This window comes from Ruegeria sp. HKCCD7221, assembly GCF_013031225.1.
Classification (GTDB): Bacteria; Pseudomonadota; Alphaproteobacteria; order Rhodobacterales; family Rhodobacteraceae; genus Ruegeria.
On record NZ_WPZE01000004.1, the window covers coordinates 232380 to 253454 of the forward strand.

The window sequence follows — 21075 nt, forward strand, 5'->3', positions numbered from 1 at the left end:
GGTCAAGTAATTGAAAAAAAAGGAAAGCAACGCTTTGAGGGGCAAAATCTACCCCCAAGCCCCGGATATAGGAGGATTTCGGATGAAACTACCACCAATCACACAGGAGGAAACATCATGATTAACGGGACCGTGACAGGCAGGCTGGACCGTGACGACGAACTGAGGGAACACAACGGCAAGCCCGTGCTGAATATGTCAATCGCTTTGCGGGTCGGGAAAGACCAGACCATCTGGGTTTCAGCATCGTTCTGGGGCGTGCGCGCCGAAAAGATCGCCCCGATGCTGACCAAGGGGGCAGCGGTTGCCGTGGTTGGCGCAATGGACCTGCTGGAACGGGACGGCAAGACCTATCTGCGCTGCGATGCACGCGACGTGGACATTTTGGCGACCGCCCCCGCACAGGATACAAAGGGCGCATACGCGCAGTGATCAGGTTACCAGGGGGCCGACACGTTGGCCCCCACAGCGATGTTTTACAAGTTTGGGAGGTTTACCCCATTACAGAAAAGAAACACCCCACAGCAGACGCCAACCATGAAGCGCGCATTCTGGCACTGGAAGCGCGGGTATCCCACGATCTGCGCAGAGGTCATCCTGAAGGAATGGATGTTTCTTGATTGCAGCATCCAATCGGTGACCCAAGAACTTAGTCTCGTTCCATGTTCTGATGAACTGGCTGGGGTGGTAGGAATCCTTGCCGTCCGATGATTATTATCGGCTTTTTGGCGAAGCTCGAGAAACTGGGGCGGTTTCGGGGGCATTTTGCGGAGCGAAGCGATGGCGGAACGAGGGCGAAGGACAAGTGAGCACGGGGTAATTCGAAGGTGAGTGCCGGCTAATTAGAGCCTCTATATCTAGTCCAACGTGCAATTGTCAGCGATGCCTTCGCACTACGACTTGGTTGCCGACAGCTCGAGCAATTTGCCAAGAGGCTGCATTTTCTCCGAGAAACGTATTTAGTGCGCGCACAACGCCATCGTCCCACCATCGTCCTAGAACGTGATCGTCGAGCATTATCATCCCCTTAATTCTGATTTTTGGCGATAAGAAATTAAGGTCCTCAAGAACACCATGAAAACGGTGGTCGCCGTCGATGTATGCGAAATCAAGTGCTCCATCAGGAATAGCCGCCGCGAGTTCTTTTGACGTGCCTCGCAGCACCTCGACCTGCCCAGCCTCAATTTGTTCCTCGAAACGCCCGCAAACGCCTTCGTATATCGCCGGCATATCGTTCGATGACTCAGCGTGATACCAACTGTTCTTTACACCAGTGTCATCGAGGTTCTGCCATGGATCCACCAAGAATAACTTTTTGGGATTAGTAAGCTTAAGAAGCTTCTCGGAAAATGCTCCTTTGAAAACCCCTATTTCTGCAATTGTCCCCTCCTTTGGAGCCATTTTCTCTATTATCTTTTCTCGCAGTTGAGCCCTGGCCATAAAGCTCTATCCTTTTACTTGTGCTAATGTGATGGAACGTAGATATACCTATCTCAGGCTTCACTACTGTGCTTCGTACGCTCATTCCACACCATTCTGCAATGTTTCAGGGCAATGATTCAATTCATATTGCCGCAAGAAAAAAGAAAAATTTCCGTTCACTGTCAATTGGTTGTGCAAAGGTCAGAATTGAATTTTTTGTATTGTCCGACTTTATGTCCTTGAAGGATATGGGGGCCAGCTCATCCGCACGAGGGAAACTCTATCAGGCAGTTCAAAGGTCCACCTCCGTCCAAACCGAGCAACTTCCTGCATCTAAATAAAGAAGCAACTGCAGGAGTTTGATCCATGAAGTACCTGTCTGCCCTCGGCGTTCTCGTCGGGGGCTTTCTTTTGCACCCACCGCCCAAGGCCGTCCTGACGACGATGCTCTGGGTGGTCTGAGTGCAGGGGTTCAGAAAGACAGGAAAAGCTACGTCATTTGAGGTGGCTTTTTTTCGTTTGGGGATGTCCTGTCACAACGTCAGTGCAGTCGCCAAGGGGTGAAACGCTCAGAATTCCATGCGTGTTCCAGATTTGGCGGAAATAATAACATTCGGCCCATAACTTAGACGGTCCATAATATTAGACGCGCCCTAATATTATTCCGCAGCCTTTGCCGTGTTCGCCAGATAGTTTGCACGGTTACGGCAGGCGGCGCTGCAATACTTCGCCGTTGCACGCTTTGGCGTGAAGGCTTCACCGCAACAGGCGCAGGTCGCGTTGCGCGTACCGCTGACAATGCCTAATCCGTTGGCGGCACGGTAACGGGCTTTTTCCGCGCAGGCATGGCCGCAGGTAATGACACGGTTTTTCTTATCGTCCAGCCACGCAGGGTTTTGCACCCCTTCGCCTTCATGACCATACCCAGTTACATAGCCAGGATGGGCGCGCGGTAACGGTACGCCACGAAACGAAACCCCATCAGGCAGCGCTACGCCGCAGACACCGCAGGCTGCATCGTCCTTTGCTTTCCAACGACGCCCCGGCCCACGGGGTTTACGCCCGATAATCGGCAGCCATGCAGACGATGAATGTTTAAACCCACACAAAGAAGGGCTATCGCCCCAACTGTCACGATGCGCGCAGACAATGCCGTTGTAGCCATGCAGAAACCACGGGGTATCGGTGACACGTTCCGCGATGTATTCCGCATGACGGTCTGCGTGCCCTTCCTCAACACCACGGGCGTTGATGCGAACGCTGTAAGGGTCAACGTCATGGAAACGGTAATAGACACCAGCAGGCAATTCAGCGGTGATACGCGCGAAGAATTCACGGTCAGGGCCAATCGTGAAGTAGCAACGAACCGGGTCAACGGTCAGGTCCATAAACGATACGGCGACAGGGTTATGTGCGGTTTTTTCCATACCTTCCACATGGAGGCTGATTGCTGGGTTTCAACGGTTGTTTTGGCAGAATAACCCTAAAGGTCTTTTTGCCAAGGTATCCGCTTAATGGGGTGCCCCGCCCACGTTGAGGATGGGCATGACTTTGAGGTTTTTCCTAATTCGCAGGTTTACTTGCTTTCAGGGAACTTCATGGGCGTGTCATCGACGCTTCCACTTTTCCAATCGAACTGTTGAAAAAACCAAAAATCCAAAGAAACACCCAGCAAACAAAAGCGGAAAGGCAATTTTTCCAAAAATAATAATCAGCATGCCAAAAAAACCCAATGGGAGCGACCCGAAGTGCTGTGTCCAAATATGCCAACACATCCACGCCCAAAAAAATGACAAAACAAAAAAACCAACCGCCCCAACCCAATCTTGTTCACGCTCATGCTCCACGGTTTCACGAAACGCGACACCAAATCCGAATAGCACCAAGAGATAAACAATTGAAACGGGGACGCTAATCCAAAGCGGCCAATCCCAAAAACTTTGTGAAGCCACTGTTTGAAATCCTTCAGAAATGGAATGTCCGATTGTTCTAAGCGTCATGAGTTCCTCTCTGCCCACACAAGCGGGCTCGTACTGGCGATTGCGGTAGACCAGGCAGGCGCGGCCAACTCAGATATTGACGGGCAAACCTTGAGCGGCGGCGGGGGAATTTGAGGGTGAAGGTCTTCATGTCAGGACATTTTTAGCTATAGGGCGGAGGGTCTTGGATGTCTGCCATTGTCGCCCAAACGTCATGCAGGGCGTTGATGTATTCGGGGCTGTGCCCCTGTTCGCTGGACGCGTCTTTAAAGTTCGTGTGCGTCATGGAATTGGCATAACGCGCGATCCATTGCGCAAACGCCCAGCGCGGCATTTCCAGCCGATACGCATAGTCAGCACCGGGGATTTGCTTAATCTCAGGTTCAATGTTCCCGGCAATGTCCACGAATGACTTGCGCAGATGGTCTGCATCACGGGCACGCACAATCACGGTTTCGTAATTGTCTTTATGGGTTACGACGGACAGAAAGCCGCCGTGCGGTGTAAAAAGCCACATGTTCAGGTTCCTTTCGATCAGTTGGTGAAGGCGCGGCGAAGTGAGCCGAAGCCGCGTCCAAGCCAATACAGCCCGCCGTGAAAACAGATGTCCCAAGCGGTTTTGATGACCACCGCGATGGCCAAGCCGCCTAGCCAGATAGCCGCGATAGCCAGAAATCCACCAATGATGATCAGCAAAACGCCGCCAGCCATTCCTGCAAAGGCAGTGAACATTTCCCACTCAAGCGCTGGCGAGCGATAGGCGTTTTCGACAGCGCGCAGTGCGAGCCATTCAGCGTATTGCGCGGCAATGAAGTCCGTAAGGGATTTCATAGTCTAGTTCCTTTCGTTTGGAAAATCAGCGCGCCAAGGAAAAGCCCGGCGAAAAACCACAAGACGCAGCTTCCTTGATTTGACGCGCGCTTTGGTGGTTGCGGTTTGAGCGGGTCGTTCCACACTCCACGGCTATCAGGCACTTTTGCACCTTTGTGTTTGTTAATCAGGCCTTTATTGCGCCGATGATTGCTACAACGGCTACGCAAACCAAAAGGATGGCTTGGGGGTTTTTGAATAACTCAAGCATGTCAGTCGCCTTTACAAAGCATGACCGTAAAGCCGACTTTCCTGCTACTTGTCGGCCATACTTTCGGTTAGCAGATCAGCTACTTCTAATGGGGTGAATTGGGTTGGACTTCACGTAATCGCTAAGGTCGCGTTTTTCTTGTGATTTCACGCCAATCTGTTGTGAGATGCAGCACAAAAAGTGCAGAAGTATCGCTTTCGTATAGCCGCAAAGTTGGAAAAACATGGCAACAAACAAAGAAGTCTCATCGAAAGAACGATGCGGATCGCGTCCATGTTTACGCTTCGCTTCGCTGTAAACGGGCCTGAACGCGATTTGATCGGACGTTTCCAGTTTAGATACCTGAAATTGTGTCATAGTCTTTGGTCTCAATTGACCGAAAGTCACACTTGTTTGGCAGGCAATCGCAAAAAAGCCCCTTAGTATTTTGTTAAATCGCTGCGCGAAAGGAACCCTTTGATGTGTGCGGGTTAAGGAACGTGATGAATACAAAGCTAATTTTTGCAGTGCTTTCGGGGTTAGTTTTGGTTGCTTGTGGAAGCACTGGGAACAATTCACGGGCTAATTTGGAAGATGCCGGTTGGCTTCTTGTCGACAAAACAGTCGATGACGCGGAGTTTTATTTGCGCAAGTCAAATGAGCCGGGAACAATTTATTGGATTGCTCGTCGTTCGCAAACTAGGGAATTCGTAACCAAGACGGAATATGATTGTCGGAATAGTCGTTTTCGCGATCTGACGGCAACACTGGATCGTATGTCGGGAATGCAAGTGCCAAACAGATACAAAGACTGGACCCCTTTTTCAAATCTGGTGCCCGATAGCGTGCCTGCTTACATAGCTGAGATGGTTTGCAGTGGTCGAATTGTGCGTTACACGGGAGTTTAGATTTCGCGCGAACTGTTCCCTGTATTTCCGATGTTGGCTTTGAAAAAGAAACGAACGGTTCTTGGCTTTTCCCTGGGGTTTGAGGGTCACACAGCCTCACGCAAGCCATGCAACAAAGGCCCATGCGCCAAGCAATCCAGTTGTGTTCCAGATTGGCTGGGTTGGCGGCCTGTATCTGATGGGGGCTTTTGTTTGTAGATGCCAGTTGACGCGAGCTGGAACAAAAATAGAACTCATAGCTATGCAAAAATGGCCACGCACAATCCCCTTTGATCTACGGTGCAAACTGGAACGCCTCCGCGAGTATCGCAGCGCACCGAGTTTGCAGGATGATTGGGGGGCAATCTTCGAGTGGCTTAACGAGCACGGCGTCGAACCACCTGATCATGTCCTGCCGACAGAACCAGAACTACGCGAGCCGATCGGTCATACATAAAGCCCGCGCTGCCTGTTTCGCTGGAGGGGATCTCGACAGCGCGGGGCGTCCGTGAGTGGTAACATGTGAAAGGTAGTGCACGCGGATTACTCATCACCGTGCCACAACGCCGCAAGAAAAACTCGCGCCGTCTACCCCGCGCTCATGCGAGACTTTTTCCTCGGTGAAGAAAACCATGTCATACCTTCCATGTATTCTTGAGAGGGGCACATCATGGTAACGAATTTTCGGGCAACTATAGAAGTTGCTGAACGGCTGATTGTAATAGCCGCCGCAGCTATTGCGGTGTTCCCGCTTTACCAATGGTATAGCGAGGCAGAGGATCGAAGACTTGATAGGGTAACGGGGTTCATATCCGCAGGCGCAGAGTGTCAAAACTTTACTGATCACGCAGAACTGGTGAAATTGATCGAATACGAAACGCAGGTTCCGCAGAAAAGAAATACAATTTGGTACAGACTGAACATGGCAAACATGTGCAGCGAATTGCTCGACAGTTTGTGGGACGAGTTTGGAGGCGGTGACATGGATACTTATCTCAATAAGGCGCTGTCTTGGGGCACGGACAAGGACTTCGGACAAAGTTTGAAGTAAGAACGCCAAGATTTGAAAGTTACTTACAACTCGGGCCATTTTTTCTGGCTCGGTTGAACTGGATTGACCAAAAAAGAACCCCGCGCTGAGGCGGGGCTAGTCAGTCCACGTAGGGTTTCAGTGGGAAGCTGAACCCATAGTAGATACGCGTCATGTTGATGATTGGATGACCAAATAAAAGCACCCCGCGCAAAGGCGGGTGAAGTTGGTCCAAAAAACCGGGTGTCTCGGGGAAGAGACATAAAACAATACGAAGCAACATGAGCCGTGGATCAGATTGCCCATGGGTGTTTGTGTCTCATTTGATGCTGAAGTACCCCCAGTGATTGGATTGAGCTTGTTCGTGAAGGGTTACGAAGCAGCACCAATGGGTGAACCAGCGTTTCCAAAGATTTATGTTTCAATTGGTGGACACGCATCTTCATTCTCCGCTATTGATAAGCATCGACCAACCGGTAAGGTATTGAATGCAGAGAATTATTGACTTCCTAAGGGAATACATCTTACCAATAACAACTATCGCCTCATTTTTCCCGGTTTACTGGTGGTCTTTCGGGTTTATGATGCCAGCAGAGGTCAGACGGACTCTCAGTCCAGCTTTTTACACAAGCTTAAGTTTTGAACTTACGATAGCTATAGTTGCATTCGGTTTTCTGGCTAGGCTAACAGCCTATCAGACTGTCCCCATTATTCGAACTTTAGTTAATGTTCAACGCCGAACACGCAAGTACAAATTGGCTACTGGTTCTCACGACTTTTTAACCAAATTTTTAGCTAAATTTGATACCAAACTGGCGAGTGAAGTAGTTCTCCCTGTAGTATACTTTGGGTTATTTGTACTACTCTACTTCGTCGGGCTTTGGGGGATTTTTTATTTTCTTGTGAGCGTTCTCATTTTGGGTTCGGCATTTGCAATGAATGAGAGATCAAAGCAAGTAGACGAGGGTGACGAAGACGCAATTTTTAAGAGTCAGTGGCGCATCTTGGCAGAATATTTTTCGGGAAGTCACGACGCTTCTGCTTTTGTAAAACGTCACCTTGTGTTCATTTCCTTGGCTGTGCTGTGGATACCCTTTATCTTGGGTCCTGCTTATTTCATGGGCCTTACTCGGGCAAATGACGTGGTTCCATCTAGCAAGCTCAGGCCCTTTCAAACAAAACTAATTGCTCCCACTGACAACGGCTTGCTGCTTCTAATGAGTGAAGATGCAACTTTATGGAAATTGACCTTCCGTAAATCCAATTTTGTGATCGTTCCGGAGAATGGCGAAATCATCTGTTTTGGGCCCGAAAAAGCTCCGTGCCAATGATCGTGAGCTTATCTGTCATGTTCCTGCCATTGGATTTGTTACTTCGGCAAGCTTGAACCGTAGTTACTATACGACAAGTCGAAAGTTGCACTGAAAAATTATATGCACCCCGCACGAAGGCGAGGTGCAGTCACTCATGAGACGATCCCGGCTGGGTGTTCGGGATCATACATATTACGGCAAGTGTTTAATATTGGATCAGATTGCCCGTACCGCAGTTCAGAGGCTGCGAACTAAAGTACGGGCATTGTCCGGTCGAAAAAAACAGACGATACGATATACGGCTTAAAGTCGTTGGCGGATGATAATCGCAATGGGCGAGTGAACACTACGTCAAGCCCAATCGCCGCCCAATTGAACGAGTTGCGGACCGTGCTGGACGCTAGGACATTTCAGCGATCTTGGAGATTGCGAAAAAGTAAAACGGCGCAACCAGTACACCGGAGGTTAAGCCATTAGAATGCTTGATCTAATGAAAAAATCGGGGAAGACTAGGTTAATGGTCCTTCGACTTTGGGAAAATAGTGGATATGGCTTCCTTAGATTTCACGTCTTCCTTTATATACGAAGAGGCGGGTTTTAGCGCGAATTACAAACAGGGTTCAACTGATCCAACAGACGGAGTTCTTTCCGACGATGGCTCAAACAATGCCTTTGAGTTTGGTGAGCAATTGTTTGAAAACGGGAGTCTTATCGGAACATTTGCTGGTACCTTCACAGTCGGTGGTAGCACTTGGATAGTGGTTGAAACCGTTCCGAGCACGGGTCCTAACACTGGGCAATGGAAAGTTTATACTCCGGAAGGAGTGGTAGACATTCCGCCAGGAACTATCAATGAAGGCGACCTTGACAGGGGAGATTATATTGTACCGTGCTTTGTCGCTGGTACGCTCATCCAAACAGACGTTAACAAACGGCCAGTTGAGGAATTAAATCCTGGAGATTTGGTTCTCACAGCGGACCACGGACTCCAACCAATTCGGTGGATAGGTTCGCGAAAACTCGACGCTATTGATCTAGCCTTGAATCCGAAACTACTTCCAATATGCATCTCTCAAGGAGCATTGGGCAATAACGTGCCGTCGAGAGACCTGTTTGTTTCCCCGCAACATCGAATGGTAATTAGCGGGTGGCAGGAAGAATTACTTTTCGGCGATCATTGTTTTTTGGCGGCGGCAAAACACTTGGTGAACGGTGATACGATTTACAAATGCAGTATTACTGAAGTGAAATACTATCACATACTATTCGACCAACACGAGATCATTGTAGCCGAAGATGCGCTCTCAGAGAGTTTTCATCCAGGGGATTATGTTGTCGATGGAATGGCAGAAGAAACCCGCAATGAGATTTTTGAAATATTTCCCGACTTACGAAACAATGTTGGAAAATTTGGTCAAACAAGTCGGCCTACTCTTAAACGATTTGAATGCATGCTACTCCAAGCCACAAAGAGTCGGCTGCACTAAGGCATAGAAAGCCTAGTTTTCCACAAGCAACAGTTTTAGATTTTTAGCCGTTTTGGTATAGAATTTTTTCGGCAAACGGCTTCTGCTAGAACGACCTTTGAACACAACTGCGTTTTCAGTTAGGCGCCATTGTTCAGTTTTGCTTCCTTGGAACGCCCAATTAGTTTCGCAATTGGCCTAATGCGACCCACAATACTACGCGCGGATGCATCTTATCATCTTTTGTGTCGGGCAAAGAATTGACCATTGCATCAATTCGACACAACAGGTCTTCAATCTTTTGTTTATCAAAATCCAATTTTGTTTTCCTCAAGAAGTGTAATTTTCATACGGCTGGAACCAATCTGACTTTGATGTTGATGGGATCGCGCTTGTTCTTATCTTTTTCGGAGCAGCAATAGTATTTTTTCTGGGCCGGTGGACCGTTCAATGGATGGTTCGACAGTTGCCTTCTCTGGCGCGCCACTTCTCGATCCAACATAGGTCTGCACGAGAAAATCCGTAGCTATTCGAACTTAATTGGTTGAATTCAAGGGCTCTATGAGAATTGCTGCGTTCTATGGCAGTTTCCTACGATTTTCTGCCAATTTCGACTTTCTTTGCCATAGCTTTGTTCTTCGACTATATACCGTCACGGTTTTGGCGTTGTGGTTATGCTATTTCCAAACGTTTACATATGTTTATGTGGTATTTTGTTGCGCAAGTTACCCCACGCCGATATCGGGGATGAGATTGGCGTGGGGTTGCAGGATAGCCCAAGCGGTAAATTAACCTGGTTTCCTCCACTCAGACGGAAACTACTTGAGCTCACTACGAAATTTGACGCTATACGAACTTAAGAACCAAACATGAGTCCAGTTTACACCTTATTTAGCGCCACCACTGATTTGCACGTTTACTGCTGTCGCCACGCCTTGCTTCTGCAACTCCCACTGCAATAGCGGGCAGTGCGTTTGGCCAACGGAAACAACACCTCCCCACATTCCGCGCAAATTCGCGTACCGATGGGAAGTGTTTGTCCTTCACTTTGGACACGTAACAAACGGCAGTGCTCCTCAAAAGCCGCTTCGTGTTTCGCCTGCGTCTTACGCCATCGGTATTCCGCGCTGCGGCAGGCATCAGAACAAAATCGCCTTGAACTACGCCATGTGAAAACCATTGTGCCGCAACTTTCGCACACGATTAGCCGATGTCGTTTTCTACGAAACTGTAAAGGCACCGGATTACCTCCACATCCTTATATTCCGCATAACACACAGCGCTCCATCTATATCTTGGCTGCCCATAAACCGCCTTTCAGTCGAATGCAGCCGTTCCTTTGCTGCCCTTTGGTATAGCCCGAAATTGGCGTTTTTTCTGAAAATTTCTGGAAAGTCTGTAACAAAATCCCTTTTTTTAAGCCGTTGCGCTTGGTTGGTTACTACTTAAATGTTAACGATAATTCGGGCTCTTGTCTGCCGGTTATCGTGGCCCCAGCAGGTCGTCCACCCAGCGAGGCACGGTTTCTGACGCCGGGCCAAGTATCACATCATCGAAGCTGGACGCCCCGGTCGACGGCTCAAGGTTAAGCTCAACGGTGCGCGCCCCGGACATGGCGGCTTCGTGCACGAACGCGGCGGCGGGGTAGACCTGGCCCGAAGTACCAATGGATGCAAAGACCGAAGCCCCGGCCAGGTGGTCGTAAATCGTGTCCATGTGGTAGGGCATTTCACCGAACCATACCACGTCCGGCCGTGCGTTGAGGGCGGCGCAAGCTGGGCAGGGTTCACCCACGGACATCTCTGGCGGCGCGGTCCAGCGATGGCCGCACGCAGCACAGAGCGCGCCGGCGAGTATACCGTGCATATGGATTACATACTGAGCTCCACCCGCTTCGTGCAAGCCGTCGACGTTCTGGGTTACGATCACGACTTCGCCCGGCCAATCGCGCTGAAGGCGTGCAAGCGCGCGATGGGCTAGGTTCGGTTCCGCTTTTGCCGCCTGCGCGCGTCGGGCATTGTAGAACCCCTGCACCAGTGCAGGATCGCGGGCAAACCCTTCTGGTGTTGCCACGTCTTCGATCCGGTATTGTGACCACAAGCCCCCTTCGTCGCGAAACGTGCCCAGTCCGCTTTCCGCAGAAATCCCGGCCCCAGTGAGAATGACGATCTTTTCCATCTTTGTCCTTCGCGCTACACCTTGGCCTATGAGCCACCGTATCCTGTTTGTCTCCCTAGGCAATATCTGCCGTTCCCCTGCCGCCGAGGGCGTTTTTCGGGCGCGTGCGCCGCACCACTCCAGCGACAGTGCCGGGACGGCGGGCTGGCATGTTGGCAATCCCCCTTACGGCCCGATGCAAGAGGCCGCTCTTGCGCGTGGGATCGCCTTAAGCAATCTGCGCGCCCGTCAGTTTGCGGCCGAGGATTTCCGCAGGTTCGACCTGATTATCGGAATGGATGCGAATAACATCGCGGATATTGAGGACCTGCGCCCTGAAGGAAACGACACTCCCGTGCGCCTGCTAACCGATTTCGCACACCACTTGGGGGCCGATCACGTGCCCGACCCGTATTACACGCGCGATTTCGACGGTGCGTTGGACTTGATAGAGGCCGCCGTTGATGGCTTGAATGAGTACTTGGGCGGTTAACCCATGACCTTGAGCCGGTCACTGAGCCATGGCAATTGCTCCAAGGTTGGATCGACGATCTGAGTGCGCATGAGGCGGCGCATCATGCCAGCGACCTCTTGCGGTACCTGATCGGACCAGTCGGTGCGGGTGAACAGCGAGATCATGCGCGCGTATTCCCCGAACGGGACCGGATGTGCTTCGAGCCCGTCGTGGAAACGTGCCGCACGCATGTACCCCAGCGGGGTCGTAATCGCCCAGCCCAATCCGCGTGCAACCATCGCCATCAGTGCAAGGTGAGATCCGATTTCAAACCGTTCCTCAAATTCAAGCTGCTGCCGGGACATGTGCGCTTCAATCTGGCGGCTTATCAACTGTTCCCGCGCATAGCGCAAAAAGGGCAGGTCCTGCATCGCGTTTGAGGCCCCTTTGGGGGTCACAAGAATAAATGGGTCCTGAACCAACGGGTATTCCACAACGCCTTCAAGCACCTCACCGGAATGTGCGGATACGGCCATGTGCAGGCGCTGGGCCTCGAGGTCCGCAAACAGGTCAAGGCTGGGCAGCGTGATCAGTTTGAACTTTGACCGGGTCAGGCTGTCAGCCAGTAACGTTGCCAACCGCGGCGTCAGGTCGTTGTCGAAGTCGTCGATCAACCCGATGGACAACGTGGTCAGATGGCCAAGGTCCATCACTGTCAGTTCGCTTTGGGCCATCTGGAGTTCGGCCAGAATGGCCTCGGTACGGGTCAGGAAACTGCGCCCGGCCTGCGTCAGCCGCATAGGGCGACGTCCATGGTCGACCAGTTCGGTGCCCAAGGCATTTTCCAGATTGCGCAATTGTTGCGAGACCGATGGCTGGCTGAGGCCTGTAATCTCGGCAGCCTGAGCTACCGAACCTGTCCGCGCCAGCGCTTCGAACACTTCGAGGCCGCGCAGGGTAAGCCCTTTCATAACCATAGAGTACACCTTTCGATGCGCCTTTTCTGGGGCGCAGGGCGTGTCAGGTCAAGGCGTAGGGCTGGCTTAGCTGCAAATCGCCTGAGCCATCTGGCCAAAGGCCCGATACCTGTCCCACAGGGCATCGTCCCGCGCAGTCTGAGACATCTTTAGCTCTTGCGCTTGGTGTGGGTCGGTGAACCATTTGGCGACAGTTTTCTGGTCGCTGCGTGTAAGGGCTTGATTGGCCACGCGCTGAATGCAACTGCACCGGTCTCGTGTGGCAGCCGAACGGTCGGACGCCAGACATGCCTGTTTGATCTGAGCCGCATCTGCCACCGGAGCCACCGCCATCAGCGACGCGGCGCATATTGCGATCAAGAGGAACTGTTTCATACTCGAGCCTCGTTTTTGCCTGCTCGGAGGGGTCTTGCGCCCCTCTCGATATGCGCGTGAGTATGAATCAAAGTGGATTCGGGATCAATCTCACGATGCAGAAATGTGATTTCTTTTATTATGGCGAAAAGAATGGCCAAATTAGGGCCACAGGTGGCTGCGCGCGACCCGACGGGTTATTCCAAGGAAATAAGGATCGCAGGCGGCTTTGTCCCACCTTGACCAGCGCCCCTTTTCGAACCATATCCCGACGCTATGACAGACCTAGCTCATATCCGCAATTTCTCCATCGTCGCGCATATCGACCATGGCAAATCCACCCTTGCTGACCGGCTCATCCAAGAGACCGGAACGGTCAAGGATCGCGACATGAAAGAACAGCTGCTTGACAGCATGGATATCGAGCGGGAACGTGGCATCACCATCAAGGCCAACACGGTGCGCATCGACTATACCGCCGACAATGGCGAGCAATACGTGCTGAACCTGATCGACACACCCGGCCACGTAGACTTTGCCTATGAGGTCAGCCGGTCCATGCGCGCGGTCGAAGGCTCTCTGCTGGTTGTGGACTCGACCCAAGGGGTCGAGGCACAGACGCTGGCGAATGTGTATCAGGCCATCGACGCTGATCATGAGATCGTGCCGGTGCTGAACAAGATCGACCTGCCCGCCTCCGATTGCGACCGCGTGGCCGAGCAGATCGAGGATGTGATCGGCATTGACGCGACCGACGCAATCCAGGTTTCGGCCAAGACGGGGCAGGGCATCCACGAAACGCTTGAGGCCATCGTGCAGCAACTGCCCGCGCCGCAGGGCAATCTGGACGCGCCGCTTAAGGCGATGCTGGTGGATTCGTGGTACGATGCCTATTTGGGCGTGATCGTTCTGGTCCGCATCATGGACGGCACGCTGAAAAAGGGGATGCGGGTCAAGTTCATGTCGAACGGCACACTGCATCATGTGGACCGCGTTGGCGTCTTCCGGCCTGAGATGGAGATGGTCGACAGCCTCGGCCCCGGTGAGATCGGCTTTCTCACCGCGTCCATCAAACAGGTCCGCGACACCCGCGTCGGCGACACGATCACCAATGACCGCAACGGGACTGAGGACGCGCTGGACGGCTTCAAACCAGCGCAGCCAGTGGTGTTTTGTGGTCTCTTCCCCGTGGACTCGGCGGAATTCGAAGACCTGCGCGATGCGATCGACAAGCTGGCGCTGAACGACGCGTCGTTCTCGTTCGAAATGGAAACCTCGGCTGCGCTGGGCTTTGGCTTCCGCTGCGGCTTCCTCGGCCTTCTGCATCTTGAGGTCATCCGCGACCGGATCGAACGCGAATATGATATCGAGCTCATCACCACCGCACCGTCGGTGATCTATCACGTCTACATGAAAGACGGCGAAATGATCGAGCTGCACAACCCCGCCGACATGCCCGATCCGTCCAAGGTCGACCATATCGAGGAACCGCGCATCAAGGCGACCATTCTGGTTCCCGACGAATACCTGGGCGACGTGCTGAAACTGTGTCAGGACCGTCGCGGCATTCAGTTGGACCTGACCTATGCCGGGTCACGCGCGATGGTTGTGTATGACCTGCCCCTCAACGAAGTTGTGTTCGACTTCTATGATCGCCTGAAATCGGTAACAAAAGGATACGCTTCGTTCGACTACCAGATGACCGGCTATACCGAGGATAATCTGGTCAAGATGTCGGTGCTGGTGAATGACGAACCCGTTGACGCGCTGTCGACCATGGTTCACCGCGACCGGGCCGAGATGCGGGGCCGGGCGATGTGCGAAAAGCTCAAAGATCTTATCCCGCGCCACATGTTCAAAATCCCGATCCAGGCCGCCATCGGAGGCAAGGTCATCGCCCGCGAGACCCTCTCGGCGCTGCGCAAGGATGTGACCGCGAAGTGTTATGGCGGCGACGCCACGCGGAAACGCAAACTGCTGGATAAGCAGAAGGCGGGTAAGAAAAAGATGCGCCAGTTCGGGAAAGTGGATATCCCGCAGGAGGCGTTTATTTCGGCACTCAAAATGGACAGCTAAGGCTGTCCATTTTTTCGACTTCGGATTGACCGCTTCTATGAGGTTTCTGGATCGGCGTCCGATTTCCCTAGGTCAGCGAGTTCGGTCCAGGCTGTCTCTGGAATGTCCCAATCCGCCCATTCAAATGTCTGGTTCACGTGCTGCGGCCAAGTCACCCCGCACACTGTAGAGGCAATGTTTTCGTCTTGCAGTGAAAACTGTAGCGCCAGCGCGCCCATGGGAACGTCATGGCGTGCACAGATATCCTCGACAGCGCGCACTGGGGCGAGCGTTTCTTCTGTTGCTGTTTGATAAACGTAGAATTTGTGGACTGCGCTGCCTCTTGCCAGAATTCCTCCCGCGTAGGGCGCGGCATTTAACACAGTGATGCCCTTAGAGGCGGCTAGTTCGATTAAGGGCGATGCATTCACGTTTACAAGCGTGTGCCGATTGTGCGTCATTACCACGTCGAAGTCCCAGTCGCGTAGCATAGGCACCAAGACGTCCAGCCGCCCGCCGGCCAAACCGACGGCCGTTGCGAGGCCCTCCTCTTTGATTTTGAACAATTCGTCCAGCGCCCCTCCGCTGCGGGTGATCTCCGACACGTCCTCAGCGTATTCTGGATCATGCAAGTGAAGGATATCGACGCTGTCTACGCCAAGCGCCTTCAGGCTTTGTTCGAGGGACCGCCTTGCTTGGGCAGCGTCAAACACGTTTGTCTCCATGTTACGGTCGATTTTTGTAGATAGTACGCGACCCTCTGGCAGGCCGCCGAGTTCGCGTATTACGCTCCCAATGCGTTCCTCACTGCGGCCCATGGCATAGCCGCGAGCGGTGTCGATAAACCCGTCGGGGCGTGCACATATTGTGCGCAAGGTTTCTCGCGCCCTGTTCTCATCAACTTCATAACCGTAAATCTGAGGAATGCTGCCGATTCCGGTTGATCCAAAACCAATTCGTGGAATTCGTACTCCGGTTCTACCGATTTCGTAAAAAGATGTCATTGTTTCCATTCTCCACGTCACATTTGAATGTGTGAATTTTTTCACGGATCAGCCATTCACTGCAAGATTGGGATCTCAATAAACACACGAGGAGAACCGAGTGTGCGAGTCGAAACTGTGACCAATCTCACAGCCGCAAAACCTCCAATCTGCAATAATTGACCTAATGGCAACCTCAGGAGGAGGCCTCTATGTCAACATCGCTCGTCCCTCTCATCGCATTCGGATCAGCAGGACTCTATTCCGCAGCCATGATCGCGATGAAGTTCTGGTGGAAAATCCCCGGGATCGGCCTCAGCCTGTTAATCGTGGCAACCCTGCTGGCCGCCGCAACGCTAGAGCTTGCCGCCCTGCGCGAGGAGCGGTTGGGTATTATCTATACCGGCATTCTCGGGGGCGAGGCTATTTTGATCGCCATCGCATCCTACTTTCTGTTCGGCGAGAATTTTTCGCACCGCGAGGTTGCGGGGATCGGCCTTGTCTTGGTTGGAACGGTACTAGCATGGGCCTGATCGGGTTGCGCATCCTGACCCAGATCAAGGACCACCCGCAGCCTCAGTTCTAGTCTCCACCAAAACACTCAGAACACACGAGGCCCCTATGTCACCGCTGACGCTGATCCTTCACATTTTTCTTGGCTCCACCCTTGCCGGGTTCGCTGTGATTGCGGTTTTGGTCTTGGGCTATGTCTCGTGGACGGCCATGTTGATCGCTGCGGTTGCGGGCTTTGTTGCGGCCTTCCCTGCCTCGTTCATGGTGGCGCGCAGGCTGGAAGGCTAAGGCCCGGTTTAGACGCAAAGTTCGGAATGTGTTATCCTCCGCCCCAGGGGGACCGCGTTCAGGCGGCCTTTTTGATTATATGCTTGCAACGCCAAACCCTCAGAAATGAGAGGTTATTATGCACAAGTTCTTAACAGCGACCGCAATCACAGCTCTAGCCATCGGCCTGTCCAGCACATTTGCTATGGCCGAAAGTTATGACGCCGCCGGCAAGGGGTCGGGTGTCAGTTCGAACCAGGTCTTCGGCATCTCAGACGGGCATGCGGTGATCAAATCTCAGACCGACTATGACAGTTTCGAGGTTTCCGCCGGTCACCCGTTGGAAGGGGCGACGGGGTCGTGTTTTGGTTCGATGCTGATCAATGGGGCCGAGGTGTCGGGCGCGGGCAATTGCGTCTTTGACACAACCTCCGGCGACAAGGCGGTGATGAGCTGGACCGCCACGGGGATCGGTTCGGACGGCGCATTGACCGGCGACTGGTCGGTATCCGGCGGCACGGGCGGTTGGGCCAACGCCACGGGGGGCGGCACGTTCTCGTCCTTTACCGATCCGGACACGCAGAAATTCGTCAATACGATTTCGGGTAGCTTTGAGCTGAACTGAATCACTATTTTTAACAGGTGCTTAGGAAAGGGCGCTTTGGTAAGAGCGCCCTTTGCGCTGCGTGGCAGGTAAGCGTCACCTAAACCCTTTATGAAGTTTCCCTTAGGTTAGTTGCAACCGGCCCTCTCTCTTCCAATTTGTTCAGCAGGCCGGAAACGGCCCAGACCTTTGGGAGGAGAGCCCATGACCAGATATATGACTGCCGGAGCAGCCGCTTTGGCCACGACACTCACCCTTGGAACGGCTGCGATGGCCGATACCACGCCCGATCTGCGCGGCACATGGGTAGGGACTTATACGACCGTACAACCCACGCATATGCAGCGCGGGACTGAGCCGCGGTTCAACAAGGCCGAATGGATGCTGGATGTTCAGGTGCAGGAAGACAACGTCTTTTGGGGGCCGAGCCTGTGGCGCCGGGACGGTGACACGGACTGGAACCAGAACGAGGCCACCGGGACAATAAGCCTGGATGGATCCGGCAAGATCGGGATTGTCGATACCTCACCCATGGTGATTGGTGCAAATGCGCTGATCGACGCCCGGTGTGAAGACGGAAAGATCTTTGCGGATTTCCGTAGCCTGAGAAACGGAACGACCTACAGCACCGTTCTGGAACGTCAGGTGAACTGAAGCGTTTCCGGCCCGGTTGGGCTGTAGGGGGTACTGGCTGCGATTGTTTGCAGTACGTAATAAGTAACTCCGACCGGGCTGGACGCTTCTCAAAAATGGAACCAATGTCTCCACAGGGAGGAGACGGGTCGGGCGGCAATTCCACCGTCAGCGGCAGGGTTCGGTTCAATCCATGCTGGAATGCGGCGTTTCTTGGTTTGGGTTAATCGGATCTGGTGAGCTTCAGCGCAGCATCGCAGACGGTTGCAGAAGTGTCGCCCGGCCCCGGTGCCTTTTGTGTGGCTCCCCATTTGAGGCGAATCCGCAGGTGTCGATTCGACGGATCGCGCGTCCGAAAGTTGAACGTCCCGCTCCACTTTCACGTTTCCAGATGTTTGCACATGCAGAAACAGCAGCAAATTCGGGGGCTGCCTAAAGTCTGGACTTTTCCTTGATCAAACCTACGTCTGGGCGCGTTTTCTGGAGTTGTCCACAAAACGCTCCCTGCGGATATCAACACGTTATCCACGGCTAATTTTCATGCTGCAGTGCTATTTTCTTGTCGGGTTACGGTCTGAATGTAACAGTCGCCTTACCGCAGCGGTTCTTAGGGGCCACGGCGGGACGCAAAGGCCAAGGGGGTCTGAGTGAAAGGTGGTAAATCTTAGGATATACCAGCGTTCACAGAGGCTTACCGGTAGGTGATTGATCGAGTTGAGCCGAGGCTCGGATCGTTTGATCAACTTCTCAGAAGGTCAATGCGTGCTGTAAGGCGTCCGCAGGCGCCAAGCAGCAGTCGCGGCTCTTGACTGGGTTGTGACAACTGGATCGGGGCGTCCCTCGGGCGTGTCGACCCGGCAAGGCGTCAGGGGTGTCCGTTCGGGCACATGCAAAGACCGCGTCTGCGCACCTGACGCCTTTTCCTTTTGCCGGTTCCCGGGATTTTAAAGGCTGCCACTCTATCCCCCTTTATGATGGGATCGGGGTTCTTGCTATTGTGCAAGAACCCCGAAGTCGTGTCAGAAATGCAATGCCGCGTCTATGCACCTGTAAGGCAACGATAACGCGGAAGGCTCAGACGATCAACCATATGTAGGGGGTGCGTGTCGCCTTTGCGCAACATAAGGGTTGCGGTCAAAGGGCTTGCTGTACGTCGCTGGCCGTATCCGAAATCGCATCGCCCGCTTTTTCAATATCGCGTCCAACGCCTTTTGCCGTTTCGCAGGCAGTCAGTGCAAACAAGGTCAATCCAAGCAGAATTGTGCGGATCATTGCTTTCTCCATAGGTGTTTATGTCGACGTGCGTAGCAGTTTTCCAATGTTGAAACCAGCGTTTTGCTGACGGTTGATGAGCCGCTCAAGCCGACGCGAAACGGGCGGGTAGTCGAGAATTCGGCATGTCGAAACAGGCGGTCCCCGAAGCGGGTCAGAGGTGCTGGTCAAAAGGAAACCCAGCAACCCATGAACCGCGTTCGAACTGCCGATTAACAGAGGTCGAGATTCTTGCGCCGGTTGAATGGATGTATCAAAACGCCCGGGGCGTGCGACTGCGTCAGGCAGTCTCTTCGCGGCAGAAAATCTCGTAGACAACTTCCAACATGCGGCGGGGACGGTCATCTGCCAAACGGTAGAAAATAGCTTTCCCTTCGCGGCGGGGCGTTACCAACCCTTCAAGGCGCAGGCGCGACAATTGCTGCGAGACCGCCGCTTGGCGGGCGGATAGCAGTTCCTCTAGTTGCGTAACCGATTTTTCACCCGACACCAGATGACACAGGATCAAAAGCCGCCCTTCATGGCTGATCGCCTTCAGAAAGTTGGATGCGCGTGCGGCGTTTCCTGCAACGCGCTCGAGGTTTTCAGAAAATGAATCCTGTGAAAGCTCTGATAGTGCCATATGCGTTTTCCTTTTGGGCCGGGCATGTGCGTGGTTGGCGGATTCCAAATCGCCGCCAAGAGCGGACGCTTTATCTATTTTGGCGACGAATTTCTATATGTAAGAATCAAAATGACGTGATGAGAAAAACTCAGCCTGCCCGCATGACGGGTCGCGGCTTTCAAGGTTCAGGTCATGCCTGGGAACCGGACAGTTGCGAAGTGCGCTTGGTGGGGGAAACGCCGCGTTCACGGCATAAGTATTCAGCCCCCCTTGCAGCCCCCCGGTGCCGACACTAAGACTCGGGTAATGTTTCTTCGGGTAGTATCCCGATCCATAGCAAGACAGGCAGGTTCCTAATGTTCGATCCCGTTGATACCTATATGAATACGCTCGTCCCGATGGTTGTTGAGCAGACCAGCCGTGGCGAACGCGCGTATGACATTTTCTCGCGCCTTCTGAAAGAGCGGATCATTTTCATCAATGGCCCGATCCACGACGGGATGAGCCATCTGGTCGTGGCGCAATTGTTGCATCTTGAGGCTGAAAACCCGAACAAGGAAATCTCGATCTACATCAACTCACCTGGCGGTGTTGTGACCAGCGGATTGTCGATTTACGACACAATGCAGTATATCAAGCCGAAATGTTCGACTTTGGTGATCGGTCAGGCGGCCTCGATGGGGTCTGTTTTGCTGGCTGGTGGCGAGAAGGGGATGCGCTTTTCACTACCAAACAGCCGGATCATGGTTCACCAGCCCAGTGGCGGTTATCAGGGTCAGGCGAGTGATATCATGATTCACGCGGCCGAGACGCAAAAACTCAAGGATCGCCTGTATGATATATACGTGCGCCACACCGGGCAGACGAAAAAGGCGGTTGAAAAAGCCTTGGATCGCGACAACTTCATGAGCCCGGAAGAGGCGAAAGACTGGGGTCATATCGACGAAATCGTCGAAAATCGCGCCAAAATGGATGGCGATGAGGCCTAAAAAATAGTCCCCGCGTTAAGGGCGCGGGGTACATTTTTGACATTGTAGCGGCCCCG

Annotated in this window: 23 protein-coding genes; 12 read left to right on the top strand and 11 right to left on the bottom strand. The window is 52.9% G+C overall.

From position 1 onward, the window contains the following. The first annotated feature begins 117 nt into the window (after positions 1–117). On the top strand, positions 118–432 hold the full coding sequence (locus GOX73_RS12240) for a single-stranded DNA-binding protein (protein ID WP_171134911.1): 315 nt from the start codon (positions 118–120) through the stop codon (positions 430–432). Positions 433–876: 444 nt separating this feature from the next. On the opposite strand, the gene GOX73_RS12245 is transcribed toward GOX73_RS12240, so the two are convergent. From GOX73_RS12245 to GOX73_RS12265, 5 genes are all read right to left on the bottom strand, one after another. After that, positions 877–1440: a class I SAM-dependent methyltransferase gene (locus tag GOX73_RS12245; RefSeq protein ID WP_171134912.1), complete on the bottom strand. Its 564-nt coding sequence runs from the start codon at positions 1438–1440 to the stop codon at positions 877–879. 641 nt (positions 1441–2081) lie between these two features. Then, positions 2082–2849: a hypothetical protein gene (locus tag GOX73_RS12250; RefSeq protein ID WP_171134913.1), complete on the bottom strand. Its 768-nt coding sequence runs from the start codon at positions 2847–2849 to the stop codon at positions 2082–2084. A 180-nt stretch (positions 2850–3029) separates the two neighbouring features. After that, positions 3030–3422, bottom strand: coding sequence for a hypothetical protein (locus GOX73_RS12255; RefSeq protein ID WP_171134914.1), 393 nt, complete (start codon positions 3420–3422; stop codon positions 3030–3032). A gap of 142 nt (positions 3423–3564) precedes the next feature. After that, complete coding sequence (locus tag GOX73_RS12260) at positions 3565–3918, bottom strand: hypothetical protein (RefSeq protein WP_171134915.1); 354 nt, start codon at positions 3916–3918, stop codon at positions 3565–3567. 17 nt (positions 3919–3935) lie between these two features. Beyond that, entirely contained in the window at positions 3936–4232 is a 297-nt protein-coding gene (locus GOX73_RS12265) for a hypothetical protein (RefSeq protein WP_171134916.1), read from the bottom strand. A 732-nt stretch (positions 4233–4964) separates the two neighbouring features. Here GOX73_RS12265 and GOX73_RS12270 point away from each other — a divergent pair. The 4 genes from GOX73_RS12270 to GOX73_RS12285 all read left to right on the top strand — a co-directional run bounded on the left by GOX73_RS12270 (position 4965) and on the right by GOX73_RS12285 (position 9178). After that, entirely contained in the window at positions 4965–5369 is a 405-nt protein-coding gene (locus GOX73_RS12270) for a hypothetical protein (protein WP_171134917.1), read from the top strand. A gap of 649 nt (positions 5370–6018) precedes the next feature. Then, on the top strand, positions 6019–6399 hold the full coding sequence (locus GOX73_RS12275; RefSeq protein WP_171134918.1) for a hypothetical protein: 381 nt from the start codon (positions 6019–6021) through the stop codon (positions 6397–6399). Between the two features lie 467 nt (positions 6400–6866). Further along, positions 6867–7709 carry a hypothetical protein gene (locus tag GOX73_RS12280; RefSeq protein WP_171134919.1) on the top strand — a complete coding sequence of 281 codons (843 nt, stop codon included), beginning with the start codon at positions 6867–6869 and terminating at the stop codon, positions 7707–7709. 530 nt (positions 7710–8239) lie between these two features. After that, positions 8240–9178, top strand: coding sequence for a Hint domain-containing protein (locus GOX73_RS12285; RefSeq protein WP_171134920.1), 939 nt, complete (start codon positions 8240–8242; stop codon positions 9176–9178). A 1461-nt stretch (positions 9179–10639) separates the two neighbouring features. Here GOX73_RS12285 and GOX73_RS12290 read toward each other — a convergent pair. Further along, complete coding sequence (locus GOX73_RS12290; RefSeq protein WP_171125525.1) at positions 10640–11335, bottom strand: NAD-dependent deacylase; 696 nt, start codon at positions 11333–11335, stop codon at positions 10640–10642. Between the two features lie 28 nt (positions 11336–11363). Between GOX73_RS12290 and GOX73_RS12295 the strand changes: the two genes are divergently transcribed. Next, positions 11364–11807 carry a low molecular weight protein-tyrosine-phosphatase gene (locus tag GOX73_RS12295; RefSeq protein ID WP_171125907.1) on the top strand — a complete coding sequence of 148 codons (444 nt, stop codon included), beginning with the start codon at positions 11364–11366 and terminating at the stop codon, positions 11805–11807. Here the strand turns inward: GOX73_RS12295 and GOX73_RS12300 are convergent. Beyond that, positions 11804–12745, bottom strand: coding sequence for a LysR family transcriptional regulator (locus GOX73_RS12300; protein WP_171125523.1), 942 nt, complete (start codon positions 12743–12745; stop codon positions 11804–11806). The two genes, GOX73_RS12295 and GOX73_RS12300, sit on opposite strands and share 4 nt — an antisense overlap. Positions 12746–12811: 66 nt before the next feature. Next, a complete protein-coding gene (locus GOX73_RS12305; protein ID WP_171121922.1) occupies positions 12812–13120 on the bottom strand; it encodes a hypothetical protein in 309 nt (102 codons plus the stop codon). A 255-nt stretch (positions 13121–13375) separates the two neighbouring features. On the opposite strand from GOX73_RS12305, the gene lepA reads away from it, so the two are divergent. Further along, the gene (lepA, locus tag GOX73_RS12310; protein WP_170707663.1) at positions 13376–15175 is read left to right on the top strand and encodes a translation elongation factor 4; all 1800 of its coding nucleotides are present in this window, start codon (positions 13376–13378) and stop codon (positions 15173–15175) included. Positions 15176–15210: 35 nt separating this feature from the next. Here lepA and GOX73_RS12315 read toward each other — a convergent pair whose 3' ends face one another. Then, a complete protein-coding gene (locus tag GOX73_RS12315; protein WP_371808594.1) occupies positions 15211–16203 on the bottom strand; it encodes an aldo/keto reductase in 993 nt (330 codons plus the stop codon). A gap of 146 nt (positions 16204–16349) precedes the next feature. Here GOX73_RS12315 and GOX73_RS12320 point away from each other — a divergent pair, with 146 nt between their 5' ends. From GOX73_RS12320 to GOX73_RS12335, 4 genes are all read left to right on the top strand, one after another. Next, positions 16350–16670 carry a hypothetical protein gene (locus tag GOX73_RS12320; RefSeq protein ID WP_171125522.1) on the top strand — a complete coding sequence of 107 codons (321 nt, stop codon included), beginning with the start codon at positions 16350–16352 and terminating at the stop codon, positions 16668–16670. Between the two features lie 88 nt (positions 16671–16758). Further along, positions 16759–16938, top strand: coding sequence for a CTP synthetase (locus tag GOX73_RS12325; RefSeq protein ID WP_171121925.1), 180 nt, complete (start codon positions 16759–16761; stop codon positions 16936–16938). 118 nt (positions 16939–17056) lie between these two features. Beyond that, entirely contained in the window at positions 17057–17542 is a 486-nt protein-coding gene (locus GOX73_RS12330) for a hypothetical protein (RefSeq protein ID WP_171125520.1), read from the top strand. Between the two features lie 183 nt (positions 17543–17725). Continuing rightward, positions 17726–18175, top strand: a complete 450-nt coding sequence (locus tag GOX73_RS12335) for a hypothetical protein (RefSeq protein WP_171125518.1) — start codon at positions 17726–17728, stop codon at positions 18173–18175. 1113 nt (positions 18176–19288) lie between these two features. Here the strand turns inward: GOX73_RS12335 and GOX73_RS12340 are convergent. Both GOX73_RS12340 and GOX73_RS12345 read right to left on the bottom strand, forming a co-directional pair. Continuing rightward, positions 19289–19426: an entericidin A/B family lipoprotein gene (locus tag GOX73_RS12340; protein WP_171125517.1), complete on the bottom strand. Its 138-nt coding sequence runs from the start codon at positions 19424–19426 to the stop codon at positions 19289–19291. Between the two features lie 280 nt (positions 19427–19706). Then, the gene (locus GOX73_RS12345) at positions 19707–20048 is read right to left on the bottom strand and encodes a metalloregulator ArsR/SmtB family transcription factor (RefSeq protein ID WP_171121929.1); all 342 of its coding nucleotides are present in this window, start codon (positions 20046–20048) and stop codon (positions 19707–19709) included. A gap of 338 nt (positions 20049–20386) precedes the next feature. Here GOX73_RS12345 and GOX73_RS12350 point away from each other — a divergent pair, with 338 nt between their 5' ends. Then, positions 20387–21019 carry an ATP-dependent Clp protease proteolytic subunit gene (locus GOX73_RS12350; RefSeq protein WP_039970058.1) on the top strand — a complete coding sequence of 211 codons (633 nt, stop codon included), beginning with the start codon at positions 20387–20389 and terminating at the stop codon, positions 21017–21019. The last annotated feature ends 56 nt before the right edge of the window (positions 21020–21075 follow it).